General features: G+C 72.1%; 21 protein-coding genes and 1 riboswitch. Of the genes, 15 read left to right on the forward strand and 6 right to left on the reverse strand.

The window, feature by feature from the left end:
• Window positions 1-19: 19 nt before the first annotated feature.
• Window positions 20-203, forward strand: a riboswitch (cobalamin riboswitch).
• Between the two features lie 30 nt (window positions 204-233).
• From ACZ4Z4_RS36265 to ACZ4Z4_RS36280, 4 genes are read left to right on the forward strand one after another with little or no spacing between them, the layout of a single operon-like run.
• Complete coding sequence (locus ACZ4Z4_RS36265) at window positions 234-989, forward strand: energy-coupling factor ABC transporter permease (protein ID WP_468337400.1); 756 nt, start codon at window positions 234-236, stop codon at window positions 987-989.
• The gene (locus tag ACZ4Z4_RS36270) at window positions 989-1387 is read left to right on the forward strand and encodes an energy-coupling factor ABC transporter substrate-binding protein (protein ID WP_468337403.1); all 399 of its coding nucleotides are present in this window, start codon (window positions 989-991) and stop codon (window positions 1385-1387) included. Before ACZ4Z4_RS36265 ends, ACZ4Z4_RS36270 begins: the two co-directional genes overlap by 1 nt.
• Window positions 1388-1393: 6 nt before the next feature.
• Window positions 1394-2143, forward strand: a complete 750-nt coding sequence (gene cbiQ / locus ACZ4Z4_RS36275) for a cobalt ECF transporter T component CbiQ (RefSeq protein ID WP_468337406.1) — start codon at window positions 1394-1396, stop codon at window positions 2141-2143.
• Window positions 2140-3036: an energy-coupling factor ABC transporter ATP-binding protein gene (locus ACZ4Z4_RS36280; RefSeq protein ID WP_468337409.1), complete on the forward strand. Its 897-nt coding sequence runs from the start codon at window positions 2140-2142 to the stop codon at window positions 3034-3036. Before cbiQ ends, ACZ4Z4_RS36280 begins: the two co-directional genes overlap by 4 nt.
• On the opposite strand, the gene ACZ4Z4_RS36285 is transcribed toward ACZ4Z4_RS36280, so the two are convergent.
• From ACZ4Z4_RS36285 to ACZ4Z4_RS36295, 3 genes are all read right to left on the reverse strand, one after another.
• On the reverse strand, window positions 3021-3863 hold the full coding sequence (locus ACZ4Z4_RS36285; protein WP_468337729.1) for an endo alpha-1,4 polygalactosaminidase: 843 nt from the start codon (window positions 3861-3863) through the stop codon (window positions 3021-3023). The two genes, ACZ4Z4_RS36280 and ACZ4Z4_RS36285, sit on opposite strands and share 16 nt — an antisense overlap.
• 246 nt (window positions 3864-4109) lie before the next feature.
• Window positions 4110-4991 carry an SGNH/GDSL hydrolase family protein gene (locus tag ACZ4Z4_RS36290; protein ID WP_468337412.1) on the reverse strand — a complete coding sequence of 294 codons (882 nt, stop codon included), beginning with the start codon at window positions 4989-4991 and terminating at the stop codon, window positions 4110-4112.
• A 292-nt stretch (window positions 4992-5283) separates the two neighbouring features.
• Complete coding sequence (locus ACZ4Z4_RS36295; RefSeq protein WP_468337415.1) at window positions 5284-5775, reverse strand: hemerythrin domain-containing protein; 492 nt, start codon at window positions 5773-5775, stop codon at window positions 5284-5286.
• A 308-nt stretch (window positions 5776-6083) separates the two neighbouring features.
• On the opposite strand from ACZ4Z4_RS36295, the gene ACZ4Z4_RS36300 reads away from it, so the two are divergent.
• On the forward strand, window positions 6084-6212 hold the full coding sequence (locus ACZ4Z4_RS36300) for an LPFR motif small protein (protein ID WP_263398772.1): 129 nt from the start codon (window positions 6084-6086) through the stop codon (window positions 6210-6212).
• Between the two features lie 118 nt (window positions 6213-6330).
• Here the strand turns inward: ACZ4Z4_RS36300 and ACZ4Z4_RS36305 are convergent, their stop codons facing one another.
• The 3 genes from ACZ4Z4_RS36305 to cynR form a co-directional block, all read right to left on the reverse strand.
• Complete coding sequence (locus tag ACZ4Z4_RS36305; protein WP_362990556.1) at window positions 6331-6486, reverse strand: DUF6131 family protein; 156 nt, start codon at window positions 6484-6486, stop codon at window positions 6331-6333.
• A 103-nt stretch (window positions 6487-6589) separates the two neighbouring features.
• Window positions 6590-6940, reverse strand: a complete 351-nt coding sequence (locus tag ACZ4Z4_RS36310; RefSeq protein ID WP_468337417.1) for a PRC-barrel domain-containing protein — start codon at window positions 6938-6940, stop codon at window positions 6590-6592.
• Between the two features lie 113 nt (window positions 6941-7053).
• Complete coding sequence (gene cynR, locus ACZ4Z4_RS36315; RefSeq protein WP_468337420.1) at window positions 7054-7983, reverse strand: transcriptional regulator CynR; 930 nt, start codon at window positions 7981-7983, stop codon at window positions 7054-7056.
• A 175-nt stretch (window positions 7984-8158) separates the two neighbouring features.
• Between cynR and ACZ4Z4_RS36320 the strand changes: the two genes are divergently transcribed.
• The 10 genes from ACZ4Z4_RS36320 to ACZ4Z4_RS36365 all read left to right on the forward strand — a co-directional run bounded on the left by ACZ4Z4_RS36320 (window position 8159) and on the right by ACZ4Z4_RS36365 (window position 20475).
• Window positions 8159-8758, forward strand: a complete 600-nt coding sequence (locus ACZ4Z4_RS36320) for a carbonic anhydrase (RefSeq protein WP_468337423.1) — start codon at window positions 8159-8161, stop codon at window positions 8756-8758.
• A gap of 41 nt (window positions 8759-8799) precedes the next feature.
• Window positions 8800-9270: a cyanase gene (gene cynS / locus ACZ4Z4_RS36325; protein ID WP_468337426.1), complete on the forward strand. Its 471-nt coding sequence runs from the start codon at window positions 8800-8802 to the stop codon at window positions 9268-9270.
• A gap of 93 nt (window positions 9271-9363) precedes the next feature.
• Window positions 9364-10128: an aminoglycoside adenylyltransferase family protein gene (locus ACZ4Z4_RS36330; protein ID WP_468337429.1), complete on the forward strand. Its 765-nt coding sequence runs from the start codon at window positions 9364-9366 to the stop codon at window positions 10126-10128.
• Window positions 10129-10263: 135 nt separating this feature from the next.
• The gene (locus tag ACZ4Z4_RS36335; protein ID WP_468337432.1) at window positions 10264-11610 is read left to right on the forward strand and encodes an ABC transporter substrate-binding protein; all 1347 of its coding nucleotides are present in this window, start codon (window positions 10264-10266) and stop codon (window positions 11608-11610) included.
• Window positions 11607-12581 (forward strand): carbohydrate ABC transporter permease, encoded by a 975-nt coding sequence (locus ACZ4Z4_RS36340; RefSeq protein ID WP_468337435.1) that lies wholly within the window; start codon window positions 11607-11609, stop codon window positions 12579-12581. The genes ACZ4Z4_RS36335 and ACZ4Z4_RS36340 overlap by 4 nt, the downstream gene beginning before the upstream one ends.
• A 13-nt stretch (window positions 12582-12594) precedes the next feature.
• A complete protein-coding gene (locus tag ACZ4Z4_RS36345; protein WP_468337438.1) occupies window positions 12595-13407 on the forward strand; it encodes a carbohydrate ABC transporter permease in 813 nt (270 codons plus the stop codon).
• 30 nt (window positions 13408-13437) lie between these two features.
• Window positions 13438-16686, forward strand: coding sequence for a glycoside hydrolase family 38 N-terminal domain-containing protein (locus ACZ4Z4_RS36350; protein ID WP_468337441.1), 3249 nt, complete (start codon window positions 13438-13440; stop codon window positions 16684-16686).
• Between the two features lie 48 nt (window positions 16687-16734).
• Complete coding sequence (locus ACZ4Z4_RS36355) at window positions 16735-18432, forward strand: class I mannose-6-phosphate isomerase (protein WP_468337444.1); 1698 nt, start codon at window positions 16735-16737, stop codon at window positions 18430-18432.
• Window positions 18429-19340, forward strand: a complete 912-nt coding sequence (locus ACZ4Z4_RS36360) for an ROK family protein (RefSeq protein WP_468337447.1) — start codon at window positions 18429-18431, stop codon at window positions 19338-19340. Before ACZ4Z4_RS36355 ends, ACZ4Z4_RS36360 begins: the two co-directional genes overlap by 4 nt.
• Before the next feature lie 79 nt (window positions 19341-19419).
• Window positions 19420-20475, forward strand: a complete 1056-nt coding sequence (locus ACZ4Z4_RS36365) for a LacI family DNA-binding transcriptional regulator (protein WP_468337450.1) — start codon at window positions 19420-19422, stop codon at window positions 20473-20475.
• Window positions 20476-20545: the final 70 nt, after the last annotated feature.

Consider the following 20545-nt stretch of genomic DNA (forward strand, 5'->3'; position numbering starts at 1 on the left):
TCAGGCAGATCTTTGCGCACTAGTGTCACCACGCCTTGGTGCTCGGGAAATCCGGTGTGATGCCGGTGCGGCCCTCGCCACTGTGATCGGGAAGTCCGGCTCCAGCCCTCGCGGCAGCCACTGGGTGCACACGCACCCGGGAAGGCGGAGTCCGGTCGGTACGACCCGTCAGCCAGGAGACCGGCCAAGGCGCGTTGTCCATCCACGAGGTGCTGGAGAGGGTCTGCTGAGCCATGCACATAGCCGAGGGTTTCCTCCCGCCGGCGCACGCGATCGCCTGGGGCGTAGCGTCCGCGCCGTTCGTCGTCCACGGAGTCCGCTCCCTGACCCGTGAAGTCAAGGAGCACCCGGAGAGCACGCTGCTCCTCGGTGCCTCCGGGGCCTTCACGTTTGTCCTATCCGCATTGAAGATCCCGTCGGTGACGGGGAGTTGCTCGCACCCGACGGGGACCGGGCTCGGGGCGATCCTGTTCCGGCCACCGATCATGACGGTGCTCGGCACCATCACCCTGCTCTTCCAGGCGCTGCTGCTCGCCCACGGCGGGCTCACCACCCTGGGCGCCAACGTGTTCTCCATGGCGATCATCGGCCCTTGGGCGGGATACGCGGTCTACCGGCTCCTCAGGCGGTACGACGTGCCGCTCATGGTCACCGTGTTCTTCGGGGCGTTCGTCGCCGACCTGACCACGTACTGCGTCACCAGCGTCCAGTTGGCCCTGGCGTTCCCCGACCCCGGCAGCGGTTTCCTGGGCGCCCTGGGCAAGTTCGGCGGCATCTTCGCCGTCACCCAGATCCCCCTGGCGGTCAGCGAGGGCCTGCTCACCGTCCTGGTGATGCGCCTGCTCGTGCAGTCCAGCAAGGGCGAGCTCACGCGTCTCGGCGTACTGCTCCAGGGCAAGCGGAGCGCCACGACACCCGAGACGCCCGAGACAGCCAAGACGCCCGAGACAGCCGAGACGTCCGAGACGCAGACGGGGGCCAGTGCCTGATGAGCCGGAACGCGAAGATCAACACACTGCTGCTCCTCATCGTCGCCGCGCTCGCGGTACTGCCCCTGGCGCTCGGTCTCGGCGACGACGAGGAAGAGCCGTTCGCCGGCGCCGACGCCCAGGCCGAGACGGCGATCACCGAGCTCGAACCGGACTACGAACCGTGGTTCTCGCCGCTGTACGAACCCCCGTCCGGGGAGGTCGAGTCCGCGCTGTTCGCCCTCCAGGCGGCCATCGGCGCGGGCGTCCTCGCCTACTACTTCGGGCTGCGCAAGGGCCGCCGCCAGGGCGCGGAACAGGCGCGGGCGGAAGCGGAAGCCGTGCGGTCCGAGGCGGCGGGCGGTTCCGACGAGCCGGTCGACGCGGGCAGCCCCCGGTCCGGGACCGAGCGGGCCTGACCCGGCGTGCTGCCCATCGACGCGGCGGCGCACAGCAGTCGCTGGCGCCGCCGGCACCCCGTGGACAAGGCCGTGCTCGGTCTCGGCCTCACCGTCCTGGCCATCTCGCTGCCGCCCTGGCCGGGCGCCGTCCTGGTGCTGGTCACGGCGCTCGCGCTGCTGCTCGGCCCGGCGGGCGTGCCGCCCGGCAAGCTGTGGCGGGCCTACCGCGTGCCGCTCGGCTTCTGCGTGACCGGCGCCCTGACCCTGCTCGTCCAGGTCGGCGGCCCCGACGGGTTCGTGGCGTTCGCGGACGGCGGCCCGGCGCGCGCGGGCGGACTGCTCCTGCGGACCTCCGCGGCCTCGCTCGGCGTGCTCCTGTTCGCCTTCACCACCCCCATGTCGGACCTGCTGCCCCGCCTGGTGAAGGCGGGGGTGCCCGCGCCGGTCGTGGACGTGGCACTCGTCACGTACCGCATGAGCTTCCTGCTCCTGGACTCCATGGGCCGGATCAGACAGGCGCAGGCCGCCCGGCTCGGCCACACCACCCGCGCCGCCACCTGGCGTTCCCTCGCCGGTCTCGGCGCCACCGCGTTCGTGCGCGCCTTCGACCGGGCGAGCCGGCTACAGGCCGGGCTCGCCGGGCGCGGCTACGACGGCACCCTGCGCGTCCTCGTGCCCGAGGCCCGGATCTCCCGGCCCTTCCTCGCCGCGGGCGCGGCACTCCTCGTGGGCCTGGTGGCCCTGACCCTCGTCCTGGAAAGGTTCCTTCGATGAGCACCACGGGTGCCACGAGCGCCGCGCGGGCCCTGAGCGAGCCCGTGGTCGCTCTCCGCGCGGTGTCCTACGCGTACGAGGACGGGCCCACCGTCCTCAGCGGCCTCGACTTCGACGTCGTCGAGGGCCGCGCCCTCGCCCTGCTCGGACGCAACGGCAGCGGCAAGACCACCCTGATGCGACTGCTCAGCGGCGGCCTCCGGCCCGGCTCCGGCGAGCTGACGGTCGAGGGAGTCCCCGTGGCGTACCACCGCAAGGGCCTCACCCGGCTCCGCACGACCGTGCAGCTGGTCGTGCAGGACCCGGACGACCAGCTGTTCGCCGCCTCGGTCGAACAGGACGTCTCCTTCGGCCCCTTGAACCTCGGCCTGCCCGACGCCGAGGTCCGGGCGAGGGTCGCCGAGGCGCTCGCCGCCCTCGACATCACCGCGCTCGCCGACCGGCCCACCCACCTGCTCTCCTACGGCCAGCGGAAGCGGACCGCCATCGCCGGAGCCGTGGCGATGCGCCCCCGCGTGCTCATCCTCGACGAGCCGACCGCGGGGCTCGACCCCGACGGCCAGGAGCGGCTCCTGGCCACCCTGCGGCGGCTGCGGGACGCCGGGACGACCGTGGTCATGGCGACCCACGACGTCGACCTGGCCCTGCGCTGGGCCGACGACGCGGCGCTGCTCACCCCCTCCGGGGTGCGGACGGGGCCGGTGGCGGAGACGCTGGCCCGGCGGGACCTCCTGGCCGCGGCCGGGCTGCACCTGCCGTGGGGCATCGCCGTCGGTGAGCTGCTGCGTACGTGCGGCCTCGCGGCGGGGGAGGGGGAGGAGCCGCGCACCGCGGAGGAGTTGGCGGCCCTGGCTGCCGGGGCGCGCGGCCGGGGCTCTCAGCAGTGCCGGTAGACGTGGCCGTCCTCGCCCGCGGGCAGGACGTCGCGGTCGCGCAGTGTGACGGAGAGATTCTTGCCCCAGGTGCGACAGGCGGTGTCGAAGTCCCTCGTCACGTACTCGATGTCGAAGACCTTCCCGTCGTACGCGGACGCGTACTCCGAGCACTCCTTGTAGCGCGCGCACTCCTCGGTCACGGCGAAGTCGAAGCCGATCCGTTCGCGGCGGTCCAGCAGGTCGGTGGTGTTCTTCTGCGCGATGGCCAGGCCCTGGCGGTGCGCGCGCTGGGCCAGGAGGCGGGCGAACGCGGCCGCGTCGTCGGGGGTGAGCAGGCCGTCCGAGCGTTCGTAGGAGTCGAGGTTGTCGGGCTCCACCGCGTCGTAGCCCGCTTTCGCGCACCCGTCGATCCACGCGCCGACGATCTCGGCGAGGGCCGCGCGCTTCTTCTCGGTGGAGATGTCGAGCAGGGGTTCCTGCCAGTCCTCGTCGACGACCTCGCGGCCCTCCTCGTCACGCAGGAGAAGAGAACGGTGCTCGCGTTGCCACCAGCGCGCCGCCTCCTTGCCCGGCTGGGCCTGGAAGGCGTTGACGTAACAGATGTTGTAGCGGCCCGGCACGGGGTCGGCGGTGCGGTCGCGGGAGACGACGCGCACCTTCGACGGCGGCGCGTACGGGCCGCCCAGCTGGTAGTCGAACGTGGCGTCGACCGGCGGCTGCCGGACGTCATGGCGGCCGGCGGCACGGGAGCCACCGGAGTCACCCGATCCGCCGGGTTCGCCGGGTCCGTCCGGACCGCCGGTCGAGCACCCCGCGAGCAGGGCGAGGAGCAGCGCGCCGCCCACACCGGTCCGTACGCGTGCGCTGCTGCCTCGCCGGGCGCCCGCCGCGCCTGCCCACCGCCCCTCGAAGGGCGTCTCGCCGCTCCGCGCGGAGCGGTTCCCTGAGCGGTTCCTGCTGGTACGCCACTTGATCCCGTTCACCCGCACAGGATCGCAGCCCCCGCCCCCGGCCCGAGCGCCGGGCGTCCGGTAAGGCCGGTAAGGACAGTTCAAGGCAGTTCAGAACAGTTCAGGACAGCTCAGAACAGCTCAGGACAGGTTCAGCGCCTTGGCCGCTTCCTTGGCCATTCCGGCCTCGCCGAGCGCGTTGGGGTGCACGGGCACGATATTCGTGCCGAAGAGGACCGGCTCGATCCAGCGCTGACCCGCGGGACGGCAGGCGTCGTGCGCGTCGGACGCGGCGGCCAGGTCGACGAACGTGGCACCGGTCTCCTGGGCGGCCCGCTGCGCCGCGCCGTTCAAGTGTGCCTGGAGGTCCCGGAGGTAGGGGACGTCACCGTCCGCGATGGGCAGCTTGGCGAAGCAGCCGGGCACGGCCTTCGCGGGGGTGATCCACGGGTAGCCGAGGATCGCGACCCGGGCCTTCGGCGATCTGGCCTTGATCTGGTCGAGGGATGCTTTGATCGCCGGGTACGTCTTCGTCTCGACCTCGTCCTTGAACTTGTCGCCGTATGTGTCCTTGCAGGGGCTGCCCTTGCCGCCCGAGAGGAGGCCCGCGCTGCCGCAGGCGAGGATCGAGTTGATGAACGTGTTGTTGTCGTTGCCGCCGATGGTGAGCGTCACCAGCTCCGTGTCGCTCTTCAGCGCGTCGAACTGCGGGGGCACGCCCGGGTACTGGGACGTGGTGAAGTGCTTGGTCTGCGCGCCGCCACAGGTCACGTCCTTCAGCTGGGCGCCGGACGACGCGGCGAGCAGGTGCGGATAGTTCAGAGACGTGCGGATGCACAGGAGAGGTGCCCCAAGGTCGAGGGGCAGTACGCCCGAACCGGCGCTGTAGCTGTCGCCGAGTGCGACGTAGCGCAAGGGAGCCTTGGTGTCGGCGGTCGCGGGTCCGGCGCCGAGACCGAGAGCGGCGATTCCCGTGACGGCGGCGAGGGCCGCCACTGTGCGACGCGGGGCGGGCATGCGCATGGGATTCTCCTGAGGGAGGGGGATGCGGGGGGTGCGGGGCACGAGTGTGTGAGGGGGTGCTCAGGAAAGGCTCGTGCAAGGTAGTGGACGATTCTGCGCCGCACTACGCGTACGCGTGCGCATCCACGCCCGCGACCTTGGCACTTGGGTGACAAACGCTCCCGCAGCCCCGCACCCCCCGCAGCCCAGCACCTCCGCCGTCTAGCCGCCCCGCCCCGGCCGGTCCCGCACATGCCGATGGGGGCGAGCAGCGCATCGGCTGCTCGCCCCCATCGGCGTCGGCGTCCGGAGCTCAGTCCTTCAGGATGCGGCGGATGTTGTCCACGCTGCCGCAGTGCGCGGACAGTTGCTTGTCGCGCTCCTTCAGGAACGCCGCGCCGAGTTCCTCGCGCCGTTCCATGGCCACGTTCTCCCGGGCGCCGTTGAGGATCGTGCGCTCTTCCTCGTCCGTGTGGTGGTTCACGGCCTCGACGAGGTTCTCCAGCTTCTCGTCCCACTCGTCCGAACCGACGTCCTCGACCTCGAGCAGTTCGAGGAGCGCCTTGTTGCCCTCCTCGTGCTCCTCCTCGCCGTGCTCGACCTCTTCGTCGTCGATGTTCTTGAACCGACGCAGCGCCGGATACACCTCGGCCTCCTCCGCCAGGGCGTGCGCGATCAGCAGGTCGGCGAACTCGCTGAGCGCGGCGGTCCGGTCGGCCTCCACGCTGCGCATGTCGCGGAAGAGGTCCTCCATCGTGCGGTGGTCCTGGAGGATCAGCTCGACGACGTCCTGCGTTGGGGTCATGGGGTCTGCCTTTCCTGGGGGGGGAGCGGTCTGTGGGGTCTCCCGTCACTGGGAAGCCGGGTACCCCGTGCGCGGGGCTCCCATGGCGGCGACTGCTCAGGAGGCGGTGCTCGCTCCATCCTGGCCACCCGGTGGGGCATCCGCCTCTCGTCGGCAGCAGAGGGAGTACGCGGAGAGGGAGTACGGACCGGGGCGGGCGGGCCGAGCAGTTTTCGTGCGTGCTTTCGGGGCAAGCGACGCGTGTAAGGCCGTGTGGTGACACATGGCAATTGACCGCTATTGAGCTATCGCTCTTTGGAGGCCCGATCATGCTGAAGGCCATTGCAGACGTTCTCCGAGCCATCGGCGGAGCCATCGCCACGGTGGTCACCCTGCCGTTCCGTGCGGTCGCGCGGCTCTTCGGTGGCGCCTCCGACACCGCTCACGGCCACCACTGAGGAACTCGGCACCACCTCTGAGGAACTCGGCAAACAAAAAGAGAGGCAAGGGAAGGGGGCCGGAGTGAATACTCCGGCCCCCTTCCCTTGCCTCTATTGAGTTCTGGCGGCTACCGCTCTACCAGTAATGCTTTCGTCCGCCCACGGAGTGTCCCACAGCTCCGAGAACCCACAGGACCGCACCGATGACGACGAGAACGACGCCAATGGTCCAGAGGATGGAAACGCCGGTCAGCAGACCGAGGACGAGCAGGATGAGGCCGAGTGCGATCATGGATCCTCCAACCCTCAGAACAATTCAAGTGTACGCCTGTCGACCGCCCGCTGACCGGTGAGGCAAGGCTCTGACCGGCGAGTCGGTGCGGCTCTGAGCGGGCTCAGTGGCCCGAACCGCCGTAGTACCCGCCGAGCTGGTCGCGGTAGGCGGGGTCGCCCAGGTGCTTTTCCTTGTCGAACTCAGGAGCGTTCTTGATCTGCTCCTTGGTGAGCGAGACCAGGATCCGCCGCTCGTCGTTGTCGATGGCGGTCACGGTGCTGGCCGGCAGCAGAACTTCCTTGCCGAAGATCCATACACCGGTGTCGACGACGATGTACTGGTTGGCGACGTCGTTGGAATGCTTGTCGACCTTGCCGATGTGCCCGTCGGCGGCTTCCACCTTGTACCCCGTGAGGTCACTGTCCGGGCTGTGGCCGGCGGTCGGAACGTAGCTCCACATCTCGTTGCTCATTCAGGACTCCTTTAGTCGATACCTGTAGTGCGGAATCTGAATACCGGAGGGAGTCGTCATGATCAACCGCTCCTGCACATCGAGTGTCCTGTCGGAGCGCGGCCAAACAAAAATCAAAAGGTGGGTGTGCCGTCGTCGAAGCGCTGCGGCGGAAGTTGCGTATGTGCCCATTCCCGGGCCAGTCCGGTGAAAGCGCGCGCGGCGGCGCTGCGGTAGCCGCTCTCGCGGTGCAGCAGCGTGACCGTCCGCTCGGGCAGGGCGGGGGCGAGCGGGACGGTGTGCAGGCCGGGGCGGTCGCGCGTGAGGGCGTCGGGCAGCACGGTGGCCAGCGGGGTGTGCCGGACGATCTCGGTGAGCGCGATGATCGACGTGGCCTCCACGGCGACGTCCGGGCGTACCGCGTGGGTGGAGAGGTGGGCGTCGATCTGCACGCGCGTGGCGAAGTCGGCGCTGAGCAGGGCGAGCCGGGTCGCGGCGAGCTCGTCGAGGGAGAGCGGGTCGGTGCGTCCGGCGTGCGGATGGAGGTCGCCCACCACGAGGCTGAGCCGCTCCGTGAAGAGGTCCGTCGCGGCCAGGCCCGGCAGGTGGGCGCCGTGGAAGGCGATGCCGAGATCGAGGTCGTCGGCGAGCAGACCGGCTTCGACGCGGTCCTGCGGCAGCTCCCGGAGGAAGAGGGTGATGCCGGGGTGGCGGGCGCGCAGCAGGGCGGTGAGCGGTCCGACGAGGTAGGCGGTGAACGTCGGTGTCACGGCCAGCCGCAGCGTGCCGCGGGACAGGTCCGTGACGTCGTGCACGGCCCGTTCGGCGGCGGCCAGGTCCTGGAGGGCGCGCCGGGCGTGCGGCAGGTAGGCGGCGCCGGCGTCCGTGAGCCGCACCGCGCGGCCGCTGCGGTCCAGGAGCGCGACGCCGACCGCGCGCTCCAGCTGCCGGATCTGCTGGGACAGCGTCGGCTGGGAGATGTGCAGCTCCTCGGCCGCGCGCGTGAAGTTGCCGTGCTCGGCGACGGCGAGCAGATAACGCAGGTGACGTAGTTCGGGAGCCATGCCGAAAACTATAGATGGCATCGATGGAAGTCATGGTTACTGCGTCTTGGACACTATAGGTGCAGGTCATGCAGGGTTGTTTGCACCGGCCCCGTTGGGGCTACCGACGCCGGGACTGCCGACCCCCGGGCTCTCTGCCCAGGGGCGCGCCACCGGAATGCGAAAGGGAGTGACCATGCGAGACCTCACGGCGGGAGTGAAACGCTTCCAGCGGGACGTCTTCCCGGCCAAGGCGGAGCTCTTCGCGGGCCTGGCCGCCCGCCATGCGCCGGACACGCTGTTCATCGGCTGCTCCGACGCGCGTGTCGTGCCCGAACTGATCACCCAGCGCGAGCCCGGCGAGCTGTTCGTCGTACGCACGGCGGGCAACCTCGTACCGGCCCACTCGCCGTACGCGGCCGACGGGGTCGCCGCCGGTGTCGAGTACGCGGTGGGCGTCCTCGGCGTCAGGGACGTCGTGGTGTGCGGCCACTCGGCCTGCGGCGCGATGACCGCCCTCGCCGAAGGCCACGACCTCGGCGGTGCCCCGGCCGTCGCCGACTGGCTGCGCCACGCGGACGCCGCCGTGGCCCGTACGCCCGACTCCACGACCGGCGCGGAACGGGTGGCGGCCCTCGTGCGCGAGAACGTCCACGCCCAGCTGGCCCACCTGGCCACCCACCCCTCCGTGGCGCGCGCCCTCGCCCGCGGCGAGCTGACGCTGCACGGCTGGGTCTACGACATCGCCACCGGCGCCGTCGACGACCTCACCCGGGCCGCCACCGCGGCGGCCTGACCCCCCTAGAGAAAACCCCTCGTGCGAAAGGAAGATCACTCATGATCCACGCCCAGTTCGACCCCGCCGCCCGCCAGGACCTCGCCGTCCTCGCCGTGGAGGCCAAGACGCGCAAGGACCTGTCCTGGCAGCAGATCGCCGACGCCGCCGGCCTGTCCGTCGCCTTCGTCACCGCGGCCGTCCTCGGTCAGCACGCCCTGCCCGAGCCCGCCGCGCGGGCCGTCGCGGCCCTGCTCGACCTGGACGACGACGCGGCGGCCCTGCTGCGGACGATCCCGACCCGCGGCTCGATCCCCGGCGGCATACCGACCGACCCGACCATCTACCGCTTCCACGAGATGCTCCAGGTCTACGGCACCACCCTGAAAGCCCTGGTCCACGAGCAGTTCGGCGACGGCATCATCAGCGCGATCAACTTCAAGCTCGACGTGCGGAAGGTCGCCGACCCCGAGGGCGGCGAGCGCGCGGTGATCACGCTGGACGGCAAGTACCTGCCCACCAAGCCGTTCTGACCCCTCCCGCGGCCGGGTGCGCCGGTTCCGGGTGCGCCGGGTGTCTACGATGCGGGGCGAGGGTGGAGTGGCACGGAGCGAGGGGAGCGGTGCGTGACGCAGACCGACGACGTGGTCCGCCTGGTCCGCGACGTGTTCGCCGCGGGTGACATCGCCGGTGTCTACGCGCACGGCTCGGCCGTCCTCGGCGGACTGCGCCCCCACAGCGACATCGACATCCTCCTCGTCGCGCGGCGGCGCACCACGGCGGGGCAGCGCCAGGCCCTGACCGACGGTCTGCTCGCCCTGTCCGGCGGCGGCGCCCCGGGCGACGCGCTGCGCCCCGTCGAGCTGACCGTCGCCGTCCAGGACGACGTCCGCCCCTGGACGTATCCGCCCCGGTGCGAGTTCCAGTACGGGGAGTGGCTGCGCGACGCGTACCTGCGCGGCCGGACGCCGGAGCCCGGGCCGAGCCCCGATCTCGCGCTCCTCGTCACGATGGTGCTGCGGGGGCGGGCGCCCCTGATGGGGCCGGAGCCGGGCCGGGTCCTCGACCCGGTCCCGGCCGCGGACGTCACCCGTGCGATGCTCGCCGGCGTCCCCGAGCTGCTGGCCGAACTCGACACCGACACGCGCAACGTCCTGCTCACCCTCGCCCGCGTCTGGACCACTCTGGCCACCGGCGACATCACGTCCAAGGACGGCGCGGCCGACTGGGCCCTGACCCGCCTGCCCGCCGAGCACCGGCCCGTTCTCGCCCGCGCCCGTGCCGTCTACCTCGGCGAGGAGGACGAGCACTGGGACGACCTCCTCCCGCAGGTGAAGCCGCACGCCCAGTACGTCGTCCGGGAGATCGACCGGCTGGCGCCGAGAACCTGAACGGCCCGCAAGCCAAAGGGAGTTCGGCACATGACCGGCTCGCGACCCATTGACATCCGCCGCCCCCGAGGTGAAGCTCCAAGACGCCCGTGTTAACGCTAACAACGGGCTGAGGCACACCTGAGGGAGTCATCCATGTCAGGTCGTCGTCACAGTGGTCACAGCCGCCACCCCACGGGGGGAGCGCCCCTGGCGCCGAGCCCGCCCCTCGAACGCCGCACCCTGCTCCGGGCCGCCGCGACCGGCGCGCTCGCCGCCACATGCGCCACGGCCTGCGGCTCCGCCGAGGGCCAGCCGCCGGGCAAGGTCGCCGTACTCGGCGACAGCGCGGCGTGGGAGAAGCCGATGGCCGCCGCGGGCTCGGCCATGAAGTCGGTGGCGGCGCTGCGGCTGGTGCCCCAGGTCATCCCTTTCCTGGAGTCGTTCGAGCAGATCGTGCGGTCCTCACTGCGGACCCGCAAGACCCCCGACATGCTCAAGTACTGGTCGGGATACCGCCTCCAGGACCTCGCCCGCACCGGCGGCATCGCCGACCTGACCCGGCAGTGGGACGACGCCGTCGCCAAGGGCTGGGTCGACGCCTCCCTGCGCGGCGCGTTCACCTACCGGCGCCGCGTCTACGGCCTGCCGATGAACCTCGCGTACTGGGTGTTCTTCTACAACCCCCGGGTCTTCCGCGAACACCGCCTCACGGCGCCCCGCACCTGGGACGACTTCCTCACCGCCTGCGCGCGCCTGAAGAAGAACGGCATCACCCCGCTGCACGGCACCGCGGGCGACCGCTGGCCCTCCTTCATCTGGTTCCAGGAGATCCTCAGCCGCCAGGACCCCCGCTTCTACGACGACCTGATGAACGGCCGCGAGCGGTACACGGACCCGCGTGCCGAACGCGCCCTGCGCACCCTGGCGTCCTTCTTCGACAAGGACTGGTTCACGCCCATGGACACGAACCACCCCGACGCCGCGGCGGCCATGCTGCACGGCGAGCTCGGCATGGTGCCCTGCGGCACCTGGCTCGGCTCCACCCTTCAGGCCGCGGGCGGCAAGCCCGGCAAGAACCTCGGCGCCTTCGTGCTCCCCATGGCCGACCCGAAGGCCAGGCCCAGCGTCATCTTCGAGTCCAGCGCCCTCGTCGCCACCGTCAAGGGCCCCGACCACGAGGAGGCGCTGCGGGCCACCGGCGCCTGGCTGCACCCCACGGTCATGAAGGCCTTCTCGCACACCCTCCAGGACGGCTGCCCCAACCCGGAGGTCGAGGCCGCCAACCCCGTCATCGAAGGGCTCGCGAAGAAGGTCCGCGGCGACAAGCTGTGGCTGCTCAACCGCTTCTGGGAACAGGGCCCGCCCGAACTGGTCGAGGCGACCGTCGACGACCTCGCCGGCTTCCTGCTGAACCCGTCCTCGTACCGCACGACGCTGCGCACCATGCAGGACCGCGCCGACGACGCCTGGCAGGTGTGGCGGGAGGCGGAGAAGACATGACCGGGACCGCGACCCCCGCGCACGGCACCGCGCGGCCCGCGCGGACGCGCCGCAGGGTGCCGACCCGCACCCCGCACCAGGCCGCGAGGGCGGGCGGCGGCAGGCTCGGCGGCCCCCTCGCCGCCCTGCCCTGGGCGCTGCCCGCCTTCGCCTTCGTCGGTGTCCTGTTCGTCTATCCGTTCTTCCGCAGCGTCTACGGCAGCTTCTTCGAGGACAACGGCTTCACGAGCAGCTTCACCGGCTGGGACAACTACGCGCGCCTCGCCGACGACCCGATCTTCGGCCGTTCGGTGCTCAACACCCTGATGTGGGTGGGCGGAACGCTGCTCCTGCCCGTCCTCGCCGGGCTCCTCATCGCCGTCGCCACCCACCGCATGCGGTTCGGCGCCGCCGCGCAGCTGATCATCGTGCTGCCGTACGCCATCTCCGCCACCGCCACCGCCGTCGTCTGGTACTTCATGCTGACGTCCGAGGGCGCGGTCAACCAGGTGCTGCGCGCCATCGGCCTGGACGGGCTCGCGCGCTCCTGGCTCCTGGAGTGGCCGCAGAACACCCTGTCGATGATCGTCGCGAGTACCTGGCAGGCGACCGGACTGAACGTCGTCCTCTTCGCGATCGGCCTGCGGGCCATCCCGCGGGAGACGGTCGAGGCCGCCGAACTCGACGGGGCGAGCGGCTGGCGGATGTTCCGGCACATCACGCTGCCCGGGCTGCGCGCCGTGACCGTCGTGGTGGTCGGCATGGCCGTCGTCAACAGCTTCAAGGCGTTCGACATGATCTGGATCCTCACCCAGGGCGGCCCCTCCCGCTCCTCCGAGACCCTCGCGCTGAGCATGTACCGCGAGACGTTCCGGCTCTTCCACGTCGGCTACGGCTCGGCCATCGCGCTCGTCCTCACCGTGATCGTCGTCGCCTCGTCCTGGCTGTACCTGCGCCGCCAGATGCCCGACGCCCACACGGCACAGAGCTGAGGAGGTGAGTCTCTTGGGACGTGCGGTACGCAACGTCTTCGTCGCCGGATGCGTGGTGCTCTGGCTGGCACCCCTGTACCTGCTGACCGTCAACGCCCTGACGCCCGCGGCCGACTACGGCGGCAGGCCCAGCTGGCGCTTCCAGGGCTTCGACCTGCTGGACAACGCCAAAACGGCCTGGCAGGTGGCGGGCATCGGCGACAGCTTCCGGTCCTCGCTCCTGTACGCCGTGGTCTGCGGCCTGGTGGCGGTCCTGGTGGCCGCCATGGCGGCGTTCGCCGTCGTCGTCCTGCCGATTCCGAAGCCCGCCTTCTGGTTCTGGCTGATCTACTCCGGCACGCTCTTCCCGCTCCAGATCATCCTCGCACCGCTCTTCGGCCTGTACGCGGACGCCGGCCTGTACGACACCAGGCTCGGCCTGATGCTGGTGTACGCGGCGTGGGCGGTGCCCTTCGCGTTCTTCCTGATCCGCAACCAGATGACCACCATGCCACCGGAGCTGACGGAGGCCGCGCTGATCGACGGCGCCTCCTTCCACAGGATCTTCTGGCGCATCCACCTGCCGCTGATGAAGGCGGGCCTCGGCGCGGCCTTCCTCTTCCAGTTCACGGCCGTCTGGAACGACCTGCTCCTCGGCATCACCCTCAGCCGGAGCCCCGAGGTCCAGCCGGTCATGGCCACCCTGGCCACGCTCAACAAGGCCTACTCCACGACGGGCCCACCCGTGATCCTGGCCGGCGCGCTGATCGTGTCCGTGCCGACCCTCGTCCTCTTCCTGCTCTTCCGCGGCCTGTTCCTGCGCGGCATCACCGCCTCCGCCCGCTGACCCGACACACCCCCACCGGGAGAGATCCGCATGACGACACGGGCTCTGGTCCGCACCACCGACTGGGACGACGACCGGATCCGCGACAGCCTGCGCGCCGGCGTGGTCGGCGCGGAGGGCACCCTCGCGGACGGCACCGCCCTGCGGCTCACCGAGGAACCCCTCATGCGCCACGCGGACGACGGCACGCTGCTCCAGTCGCTGCGCGTCGAGCCCGTCAACGGCACCCAGCTGCCGGGGGAGTTGAGCGTACGTACCGAGTCCGGTACGGCCCTGCGCTGCGAGCGTGTCGCCGGGCCCGGCAACTCCGTACGGCTGCTGCTGCCCGCCGTCGACACGGCGACCCGCGTCACCGTCGCCCTCCCCGACGGGCGCGACGGCATCGACGTACACCTCACCCCGCAGCGCCGCTGGACCCTGCACCTGATCCACCACTCCCACCTCGACATCGGCTACACCGACCCCCAGGGCACCGTCCTCGCCGAGCACCTCTCCTTCCTCGACTCCTGCCTGGAGCTCACCCGCGCCACCGACGACTGGCCCGCCGAGTCCCGGTTCCGGTGGTGCGTCGAGTCGCTGTGGTCCTTCCAGCAGTGGGCGAGGGCCCGGCCCGCCGAGCAGGTCGACGAGTTCGTGCGCAGGGTCCGCGAGGGCCGCATCGAGCTGACCGCGCTCCCCTTCAACCTGCACACCGAGACCTGCTCCACGGACGAACTGCACGAACTCCTGCGCACGGCCCGCGCCGTGCGCGACGAACACGGCGTCGAGTTCACCTCCGCCATGCAGACCGACGTACCCGGCGCCGTCGTCGGTCTTGTCGACGCGCTGGCCTCGGCGGGCGTCAAGTACCTCTCCGTCGCCCACAACTGGGCCGGGCGCTCCGTCCCCCACCTGGTCGGCGGCGAGAAGCTGCCCCGCCTCTTCCGCTGGCGCGCGCCGAGCGGCAACAGCGTCCTGGTGTGGGTCACCGACACCCCGCACGGCCTCGCCTACATGGAAGGCCCGCTCCTCGGCTTCGACACCGGCTACGCGGACGTCGACGACCTGCTGCCCGCCTACCTGACCTCCCTCGCCACCCACCCCTACCCCTACCGCGGCGGCATCTTCGGCTGGGCCATGGACCGCACGGAGGTCAAACGCGAGCCCTACCCCTGGGACGTGCTCCACCTGCGCGTCCAGGGCAAGTTCGGCGACAACGCGCCGCCCCGCCGCGTCATCGCCGACACCGTCCGCCGCTGGAACGACACCTGGGCCTTCCCCCGGCTGCGGCTCTCCCGCAACGAGGACTTCTTCACCGACGCCGAGGCCCGGCTCGGCGACGAGATCCGCACCTTCGAGGGCGACTGGACCGACTGGTGGGTCGACGGGGTCGGGTCGGGGGCGCGCCCGCTCTCCCTGGCCAGGACCGCCCAGTCCGTGGTCGCCGACGCCCAGACCATCGGCGCGTTCGCCGCCCTCCTCGGCGCCACGGGGGCCGAGGACGACAGCAGGGACGCCGCCGGGGTCTACGAAGCGGTGTCGCTCTTCGACGAGCACACCTGGGGCGCCGGCGACCCGTGGACCCACGGCGACGAGGGCGGCCACTCCGGAGAACACCAGTGGCACTGGAAGTACGGGCAGGCGATGCGCGCCCACGACGACGGCAACGCGCTCCTCGCCCGCGCGAGCGCCCGCCTCGGCCAGCGGCTCGCCGCCTCACCGGACGCGGCGGCCACGTACCACGTCGTCAACACCTGCTCATGGCCGCGCACCGACGTCGTCCGCGTCTTCCTGCCCGAGAGCACCGTGCCGCTCAACCGGCCGGTCACCGTCCGCGACGCCCGCGACGGGCGGCGGCTCGCCCACGAGGAGGAGCGGCAGACCAACGACGACCACCGCGACGCGGGACGCTTCCTCCTCGTCCGCGTCGACGACGTGCCGCCCGCCGGATCGGTCCGCCTGGACATCGTCGTCACCGCCACCGGGAGCGACCAGGCGCCGGAGGAGGCGACGGTGAAGGCCGCCACCGGCTGGAACCCGACCGGCGGCACCGAACGCGAGGACCCCGCCGAGTCCGCGGCGGAAGCGCTCGCCCACCCCGACCCGACCCTCCTGGAGAACGAGCACCTCGCCGTCCGCGTGGACCTCGCACACGCCTGCGTCGCGTCGGTCACCGACAAGAGGACCGGCCGCGAACTCGTCCGCGCCGACCCCGTCGTCGGCTTCAACGGCTACGTCCACGACAGCTACACCACCGCGGGCGCCTTCAACCACAACTCCAGCCGCACCACCGCATCCGACCGCCTCGAACACCTCGGCACCCGCGCCGTCGCCCCGCCCGCCGCGCTCATCGCCCGCCGCTCCACCGCCACCGCCGAGACGATCACGTACGAGACCCGCCCGGCCGGCGCCAACCGGCTGCGCACCATGCTCACCCTCCCGCACGGCGTGCCCCGCCTCGACATCGAGAACCGCCTCGACAAGGACGCCCGCCTCGGCAAGGAGAGCGCCTACTTCGCCTTCCCCTTCGCCTTCGACGACCCGGTCGTCCGCATGGAGGCCTCGGGCGGCGCGACAGGCAGCGGACTGCCGGTGGTGCCCGGCTCCGCCCTGCACATGAGAGCCGTGCGCCGCTGGGTGACCCTGGGCGACGACGGCCTGACGGTGGCCTGGTCCACGCAGGACGCACCGCTCGTGCAGTTCGGCAACATCGCCCTGCCCTACGCGCCGTTCCCGAAGACCATGGACCACGACGAGCCCGCCACCGTCTACTCCTGGATCCACAACAACCTGTGGGACACCAACTTCCCCAGCGAACAGGGCTTCGAGTTCACCTACCGCTACAGCCTCGCCTGCGGCCCCGGTACCAGCGGCGCCGGAGCCGGCGGCCTCGGTCCGCGAACGGCCGCCGCCTGGAGCCGCCCGATGCGCGCCGTCCGAGCCAGGGGGAGCTCGGACGGCGCGCCGGCCCCCCACGACCTGTGCTGCTTCGTCGAGATCGACGACCCGCGCGTCCGCCTCGTCGGCGCCACCACACCGCGCCCCGGCCACGTCCTGCTGCGCCTCCAGTCGTTCGCGGAGCAGCCGGTGGCCTGCCGGATCCACGCCCGCTTCCCGGTCGCCGCCGCACACCGGGCGGACTTCCTCGGCACCCCCGCCGGTGAACTGGCGTGCACCGACGGCGAGGTGACGCTCGACGTGCCCACGCTCGGCACGACAGCCGTGCTCTTCCAGCGGACCACCCACGTCGCCGGACCGACCGGCGACACCTCACCTCCCGATCCCTCCGTACGCCCCTGAAATCCGCCCCCGAGCGTTGTTCCCGTACGTCCGCGCGAAGGAGAACGTGTGTACCGGCTCGACCCGCGCTACGCCCCCGCGCCCGGGGCCGTCCTCGCCACCGGCTGGCAGGCCGTCGCCGCACAACTGCCCCCGGGCCCCCTCACCGTCGCCGTGGACGGCCCGCCGACGGTGGACTGGGACGCCCTCGCCGCCGCCCTGACGGCGGAGCTGACCGCACGCGGCACCGCCGTGCGGGCCCTGGACCTGCGCGCCCACCACGCCCCGCCCACCGCGGTGCGCCACCGCACCGAATCCGCGCAGGACGCCACCGACCCCTACTACGCCAAGCTCGCCGAGAACCCCCTCCGCGACTTCTTCGACGACCTCCCGCGGCCGCGCCGGCCCACCGGCCGCGACGTGCTGCTCGTGCACGGCCCGGGCGCCGCGCTCCTTCCGCACGACCTGCTCTGGTACGCCGACCTGCCCAAGCGCCACGCCGAGGCGGCCGTCGCCGCGGGCACCGGCCACAACCTCGGACTCCCGCACGAGAACGGAGAGCTGCGGCGGCTCTTCTACATCGACTGGCCCGTCCTCGACCGCCACCGGGACGCCCTCGCCCCCCGCCTCGACGCCTGGCTCGACACGCAGGACCCCGGACGGCCCACGTACATCGACGGCACCGGCCTGCGCGCCACCCTCACGGGCCTCGCCCGCCGCCCCGTGCGCACCCGCCCCTACTTCAACTCCACACCCTGGGGCGGCCACTGGGCCCAGCGCAGGCTCGGCTTCGACCCTACGGCCCGCAACACCGCCCTCGGCTACGAACTCATCGCCCCGGAGGCGGGCGTCCTCATCGGCACCCACTCCGGCCGACAAGCCGAGATCCCCTTCCAACTGCTGTGCGTGCTGCACCCCGCGGCGATGCTCGGCCCGCCCGTGACGGCCCGCTTCGGCACCTCCTTCCCGATCCGCTTCGACTACCTCGACACCGTCGACGGCGGCGACCTCTCCGTGCACTGCCACCCCAAGGAGCGGTACATGAGGGAGCGGTTCGGCTGGCCCTACACACAGCACGAGACGTACTACATGACCCTCGGCGGCCCGGACACCCGCGTCTTCCTCGGCCTGCGCGAAGACGCCGACCTGGACCTCTTCCGCAAGGAGATCGAGGAGGCCGCCCACGACGGGATCCCCATGGACCCCGAGGACCACGTCATGACCTTCCCCGCCGAACAGGGCCGCCTCTTCATGATCCCCGCCGGCACCCCGCACGCGAGCGGCGCCGGGAACGTCGTCCTGGAGATCAGCGCCACCCCCTACCTCTACTCCCTCCGCTTCTACGACTGGCTGCGGCCCGACGCCGACGGCCGGCCCCGCCCCCTCCCTTACACACACGGCCTCGCCAACCTGGAGTCCGGCCGCCGCGGCGACGCCGTCGCACACGACCTGATCCAGGAACCGCGCACCCTGCGCACCGGAAGCGGCTGGCGCGAGGAACTCCTGGGCGCGCTGGACGAGATGTTCTACGAAGTGCGGCGGTACGCCCTCGACGCGGACGCCGAGGCCGACGACGACACGGCGGACCGCTTCCACGTCCTGAACGTGGTGGAGGGCGAGGGCGTCATGCTGAGCACGGCGGCGGGGGAGCGGCACACCCTCTCCCTGGCGGAGACGCTGACGGTCCCGGCGGCGGTCGGCCCCTACCGGCTGGCGGCGATCGGCGACACCCCCGTCAAGGTCGTCAAGGCGCTGGTGCGCCCGTGAGGCCGCCGCAGGGCAGACCCGTCCTCGAACTCGGCGGCACCCACGTGGCCGCCGCCCTCGTGGACCCCGGCACGGCGACCGTGACCCGGCGCGTGCGCAGGCCCGTCCACACCCGGGGCACCGCGGAGCACGTACTGGGCGGGCTCGTCCGCTGCGCCGGAGAGCTGGACGCCCCGGCCGGACAGGTGTGGGGCGTCGCCGTGCCAGGACCCTTCGACTACGACAAGGGCATCGCGCGCTTCGAGGGCGTCGGAAAGTTCGACGACCTGTACGGCGTCGACGTACGCGCGGTGCTCCTCGACGGGGTGTGGCCGCGCCCCGCCGGCACGGTCTTCCTCAACGACGCCCACGCCTTCCTCCTCGGCGAGTGGCTCGCGGGCGCCGCACACGGCCACCGGCGATGCGTGGGCATCACCCTCGGGACCGGTGTGGGCTCCGCCTTCCTCGCCGCCGGCGACGTGCAGCACGAAGGCCCCGGCGTACCGCCGCAGGGCCGCATCGACCTCGTCGAGGCGGGCGGCAGACCGCTGGAGGACTCGGTGTCCCGGCGCGCGATCCTGGCGCGCTACACACATGGGGATGAGGACGCGGACCGCAGGGACGGCGAGCACGTGCCACCGGACCTGGACGTGCGGGAGATCGCTGCGCGGGCGCGAGCCGGGGAACGGCGTGCGCGGCGCGTGCTCGACGAGGCCTTCACCACCCTCGGCACCGTCCTCGCCCCGCATGTGCGCGCCTTCGACGCGAGCGTGCTCGTCGTCGGCGGCGCCATGGCCGCGTCCTGGGACTTGCTCCGCCCCGCGCTCCGCCGCGGCCTGGGGGATACTCCCGTCACGCTGCGGCCCGCGGGGCTCGGCGCGGAGGCGGCGCTCGTCGGGGCGGCGGCACACGCGGCCGCCGTTCCCTGACCCGCCGCACCCCGAACCGCCGCGCCCGAGCCACCGCGTCCGGGCGGCGCGCCGAACGGAACGGAAGGACGTCCGCACCATGCCCGCACCGCACGACCCGCGCGGCGGCCGGCCACCGCGCGACCTCAAGAGCGGTCAGCCGACGCTCCGGGACGTCGCCGAACGCGCCGGGGTCAGTGCGATGACGGCGTCACGGGTCCTCCGCGACGACCCGCAGGTGCTGCCCGCCACCCGCGAGCGGGTGCGGGCGGCCGCCGAAGCCCTCGGCTACCGCCCCAACGAGGTCGCCCGCAGCCTCCGGCTCGGTCGCGGCACCGGCCTGGTCGGCCTCGTCGTCACCAACCTCGCCAACCCCTTCTACTCACGCCTCGCACTCGGCGTCGACTCCGTGGCCGCCGAGCACGGCCTGAAGACGGTCATCGGCAACACGGGCCAGGACACCGATGTCGAACGCGGTCTCGTCGCCGATCTGCTGGCCCGCCGCGTCGACGGCATCATCGCCGTGCCCGCGGGCGCCGACCAGCGCCACCTCGCCGCCGCGGTGGCCGACGGCGTGCCGGTGGTCCTCGCCAGCCGTCCGCCCGAGGGCTTCGCGGCGGACTGCGTCCTGGTCGACGACTTCGGCGGCGCCCGCGACGCCACCGCCCGCCTCCTGGAGCGCGGCCACCGCCGCATCGGCTTCCTCGGCTCCCCGCCCGCCGTCCACACCGGCACCGAACGGCTCCGCGGCTACGCGGCGGCCCTCGCATCGGCGGGCCTCACCGTCGACCCACGCCTCGTACGCCAGGGCCAGACCGAACCGCACGAGGCCACGCGCGCCGCGGCCGGGCTCCTCGCGCTCCCCGAACCGCCGACCGCGCTGTTCTGCTCCAACAACCGCAACACGATAGGGGCGTTCCGCGCCCTGCGGGCCACCGACGTCCGGGCCGACGGCGGCGCGCACGTCGCCCTCGCGGGCTTCGACGACTTCGAACTGGCCGACGCGCTCGGGCTGCCCCTGACACTCGTCGCGTACGACAGCGACGAGGTCGGCCGTGCGGCGGGCCGCCTCCTCGCCGGTCGGCTGCACGCCGCGGCCGCGGAACCACCGCGCCAGATCGTGGTCCCGACCAGCCTCGTGGAGTACGGAACTTGATGCCGTAGGGGAGTACGGAACTTGATGCCGTAGGGCGGAACGGTTCCGGGTGGGCCGTACGTTGAGCAGG

The sequence above is a fragment of the Streptomyces sp. NPDC030245 genome (genome assembly GCF_055572995.1).

Bases quoted from the DNA above. Each gene is read 5' to 3' on its own strand.
- ACZ4Z4_RS36335 (WP_468337432.1), top strand. From the start codon at position 10,264: ATGTCAGGTCGTCGTCACAGTGGTCACAGCCGCCACCCCACGGGGGGA.
- ACZ4Z4_RS36365 (WP_468337450.1), top strand. From the start codon at position 19,420: ATGCCCGCACCGCACGACCCGCGCGGCGGCCGGCCACCGCGCGACCTC.
- ACZ4Z4_RS36310 (WP_468337417.1), bottom strand. From the start codon at position 6,940: ATGAGCAACGAGATGTGGAGCTACGTTCCGACCGCCGGCCACAGCCCG.
- ACZ4Z4_RS36340 (WP_468337435.1), top strand. From the start codon at position 11,607: ATGACCGGGACCGCGACCCCCGCGCACGGCACCGCGCGGCCCGCGCGG.
- cynS (WP_468337426.1), top strand. From the start codon at position 8,800: ATGATCCACGCCCAGTTCGACCCCGCCGCCCGCCAGGACCTCGCCGTC.
- ACZ4Z4_RS36265 (WP_468337400.1), top strand. From the start codon at position 234: ATGCACATAGCCGAGGGTTTCCTCCCGCCGGCGCACGCGATCGCCTGG.
- ACZ4Z4_RS36290 (WP_468337412.1), bottom strand. From the start codon at position 4,991: ATGCGCATGCCCGCCCCGCGTCGCACAGTGGCGGCCCTCGCCGCCGTC.
- ACZ4Z4_RS36320 (WP_468337423.1), top strand. From the start codon at position 8,159: ATGCGAGACCTCACGGCGGGAGTGAAACGCTTCCAGCGGGACGTCTTC.
- ACZ4Z4_RS36280 (WP_468337409.1), top strand. From the start codon at position 2,140: ATGAGCACCACGGGTGCCACGAGCGCCGCGCGGGCCCTGAGCGAGCCC.
- ACZ4Z4_RS36350 (WP_468337441.1), top strand. From the start codon at position 13,438: ATGACGACACGGGCTCTGGTCCGCACCACCGACTGGGACGACGACCGG.
- ACZ4Z4_RS36270 (WP_468337403.1), top strand. From the start codon at position 989: ATGAGCCGGAACGCGAAGATCAACACACTGCTGCTCCTCATCGTCGCC.
- ACZ4Z4_RS36295 (WP_468337415.1), bottom strand. From the start codon at position 5,775: ATGACCCCAACGCAGGACGTCGTCGAGCTGATCCTCCAGGACCACCGC.
- ACZ4Z4_RS36305 (WP_362990556.1), bottom strand. From the start codon at position 6,486: ATGATCGCACTCGGCCTCATCCTGCTCGTCCTCGGTCTGCTGACCGGC.
- cynR (WP_468337420.1), bottom strand. From the start codon at position 7,983: ATGGCTCCCGAACTACGTCACCTGCGTTATCTGCTCGCCGTCGCCGAG.
- ACZ4Z4_RS36300 (WP_263398772.1), top strand. From the start codon at position 6,084: ATGCTGAAGGCCATTGCAGACGTTCTCCGAGCCATCGGCGGAGCCATC.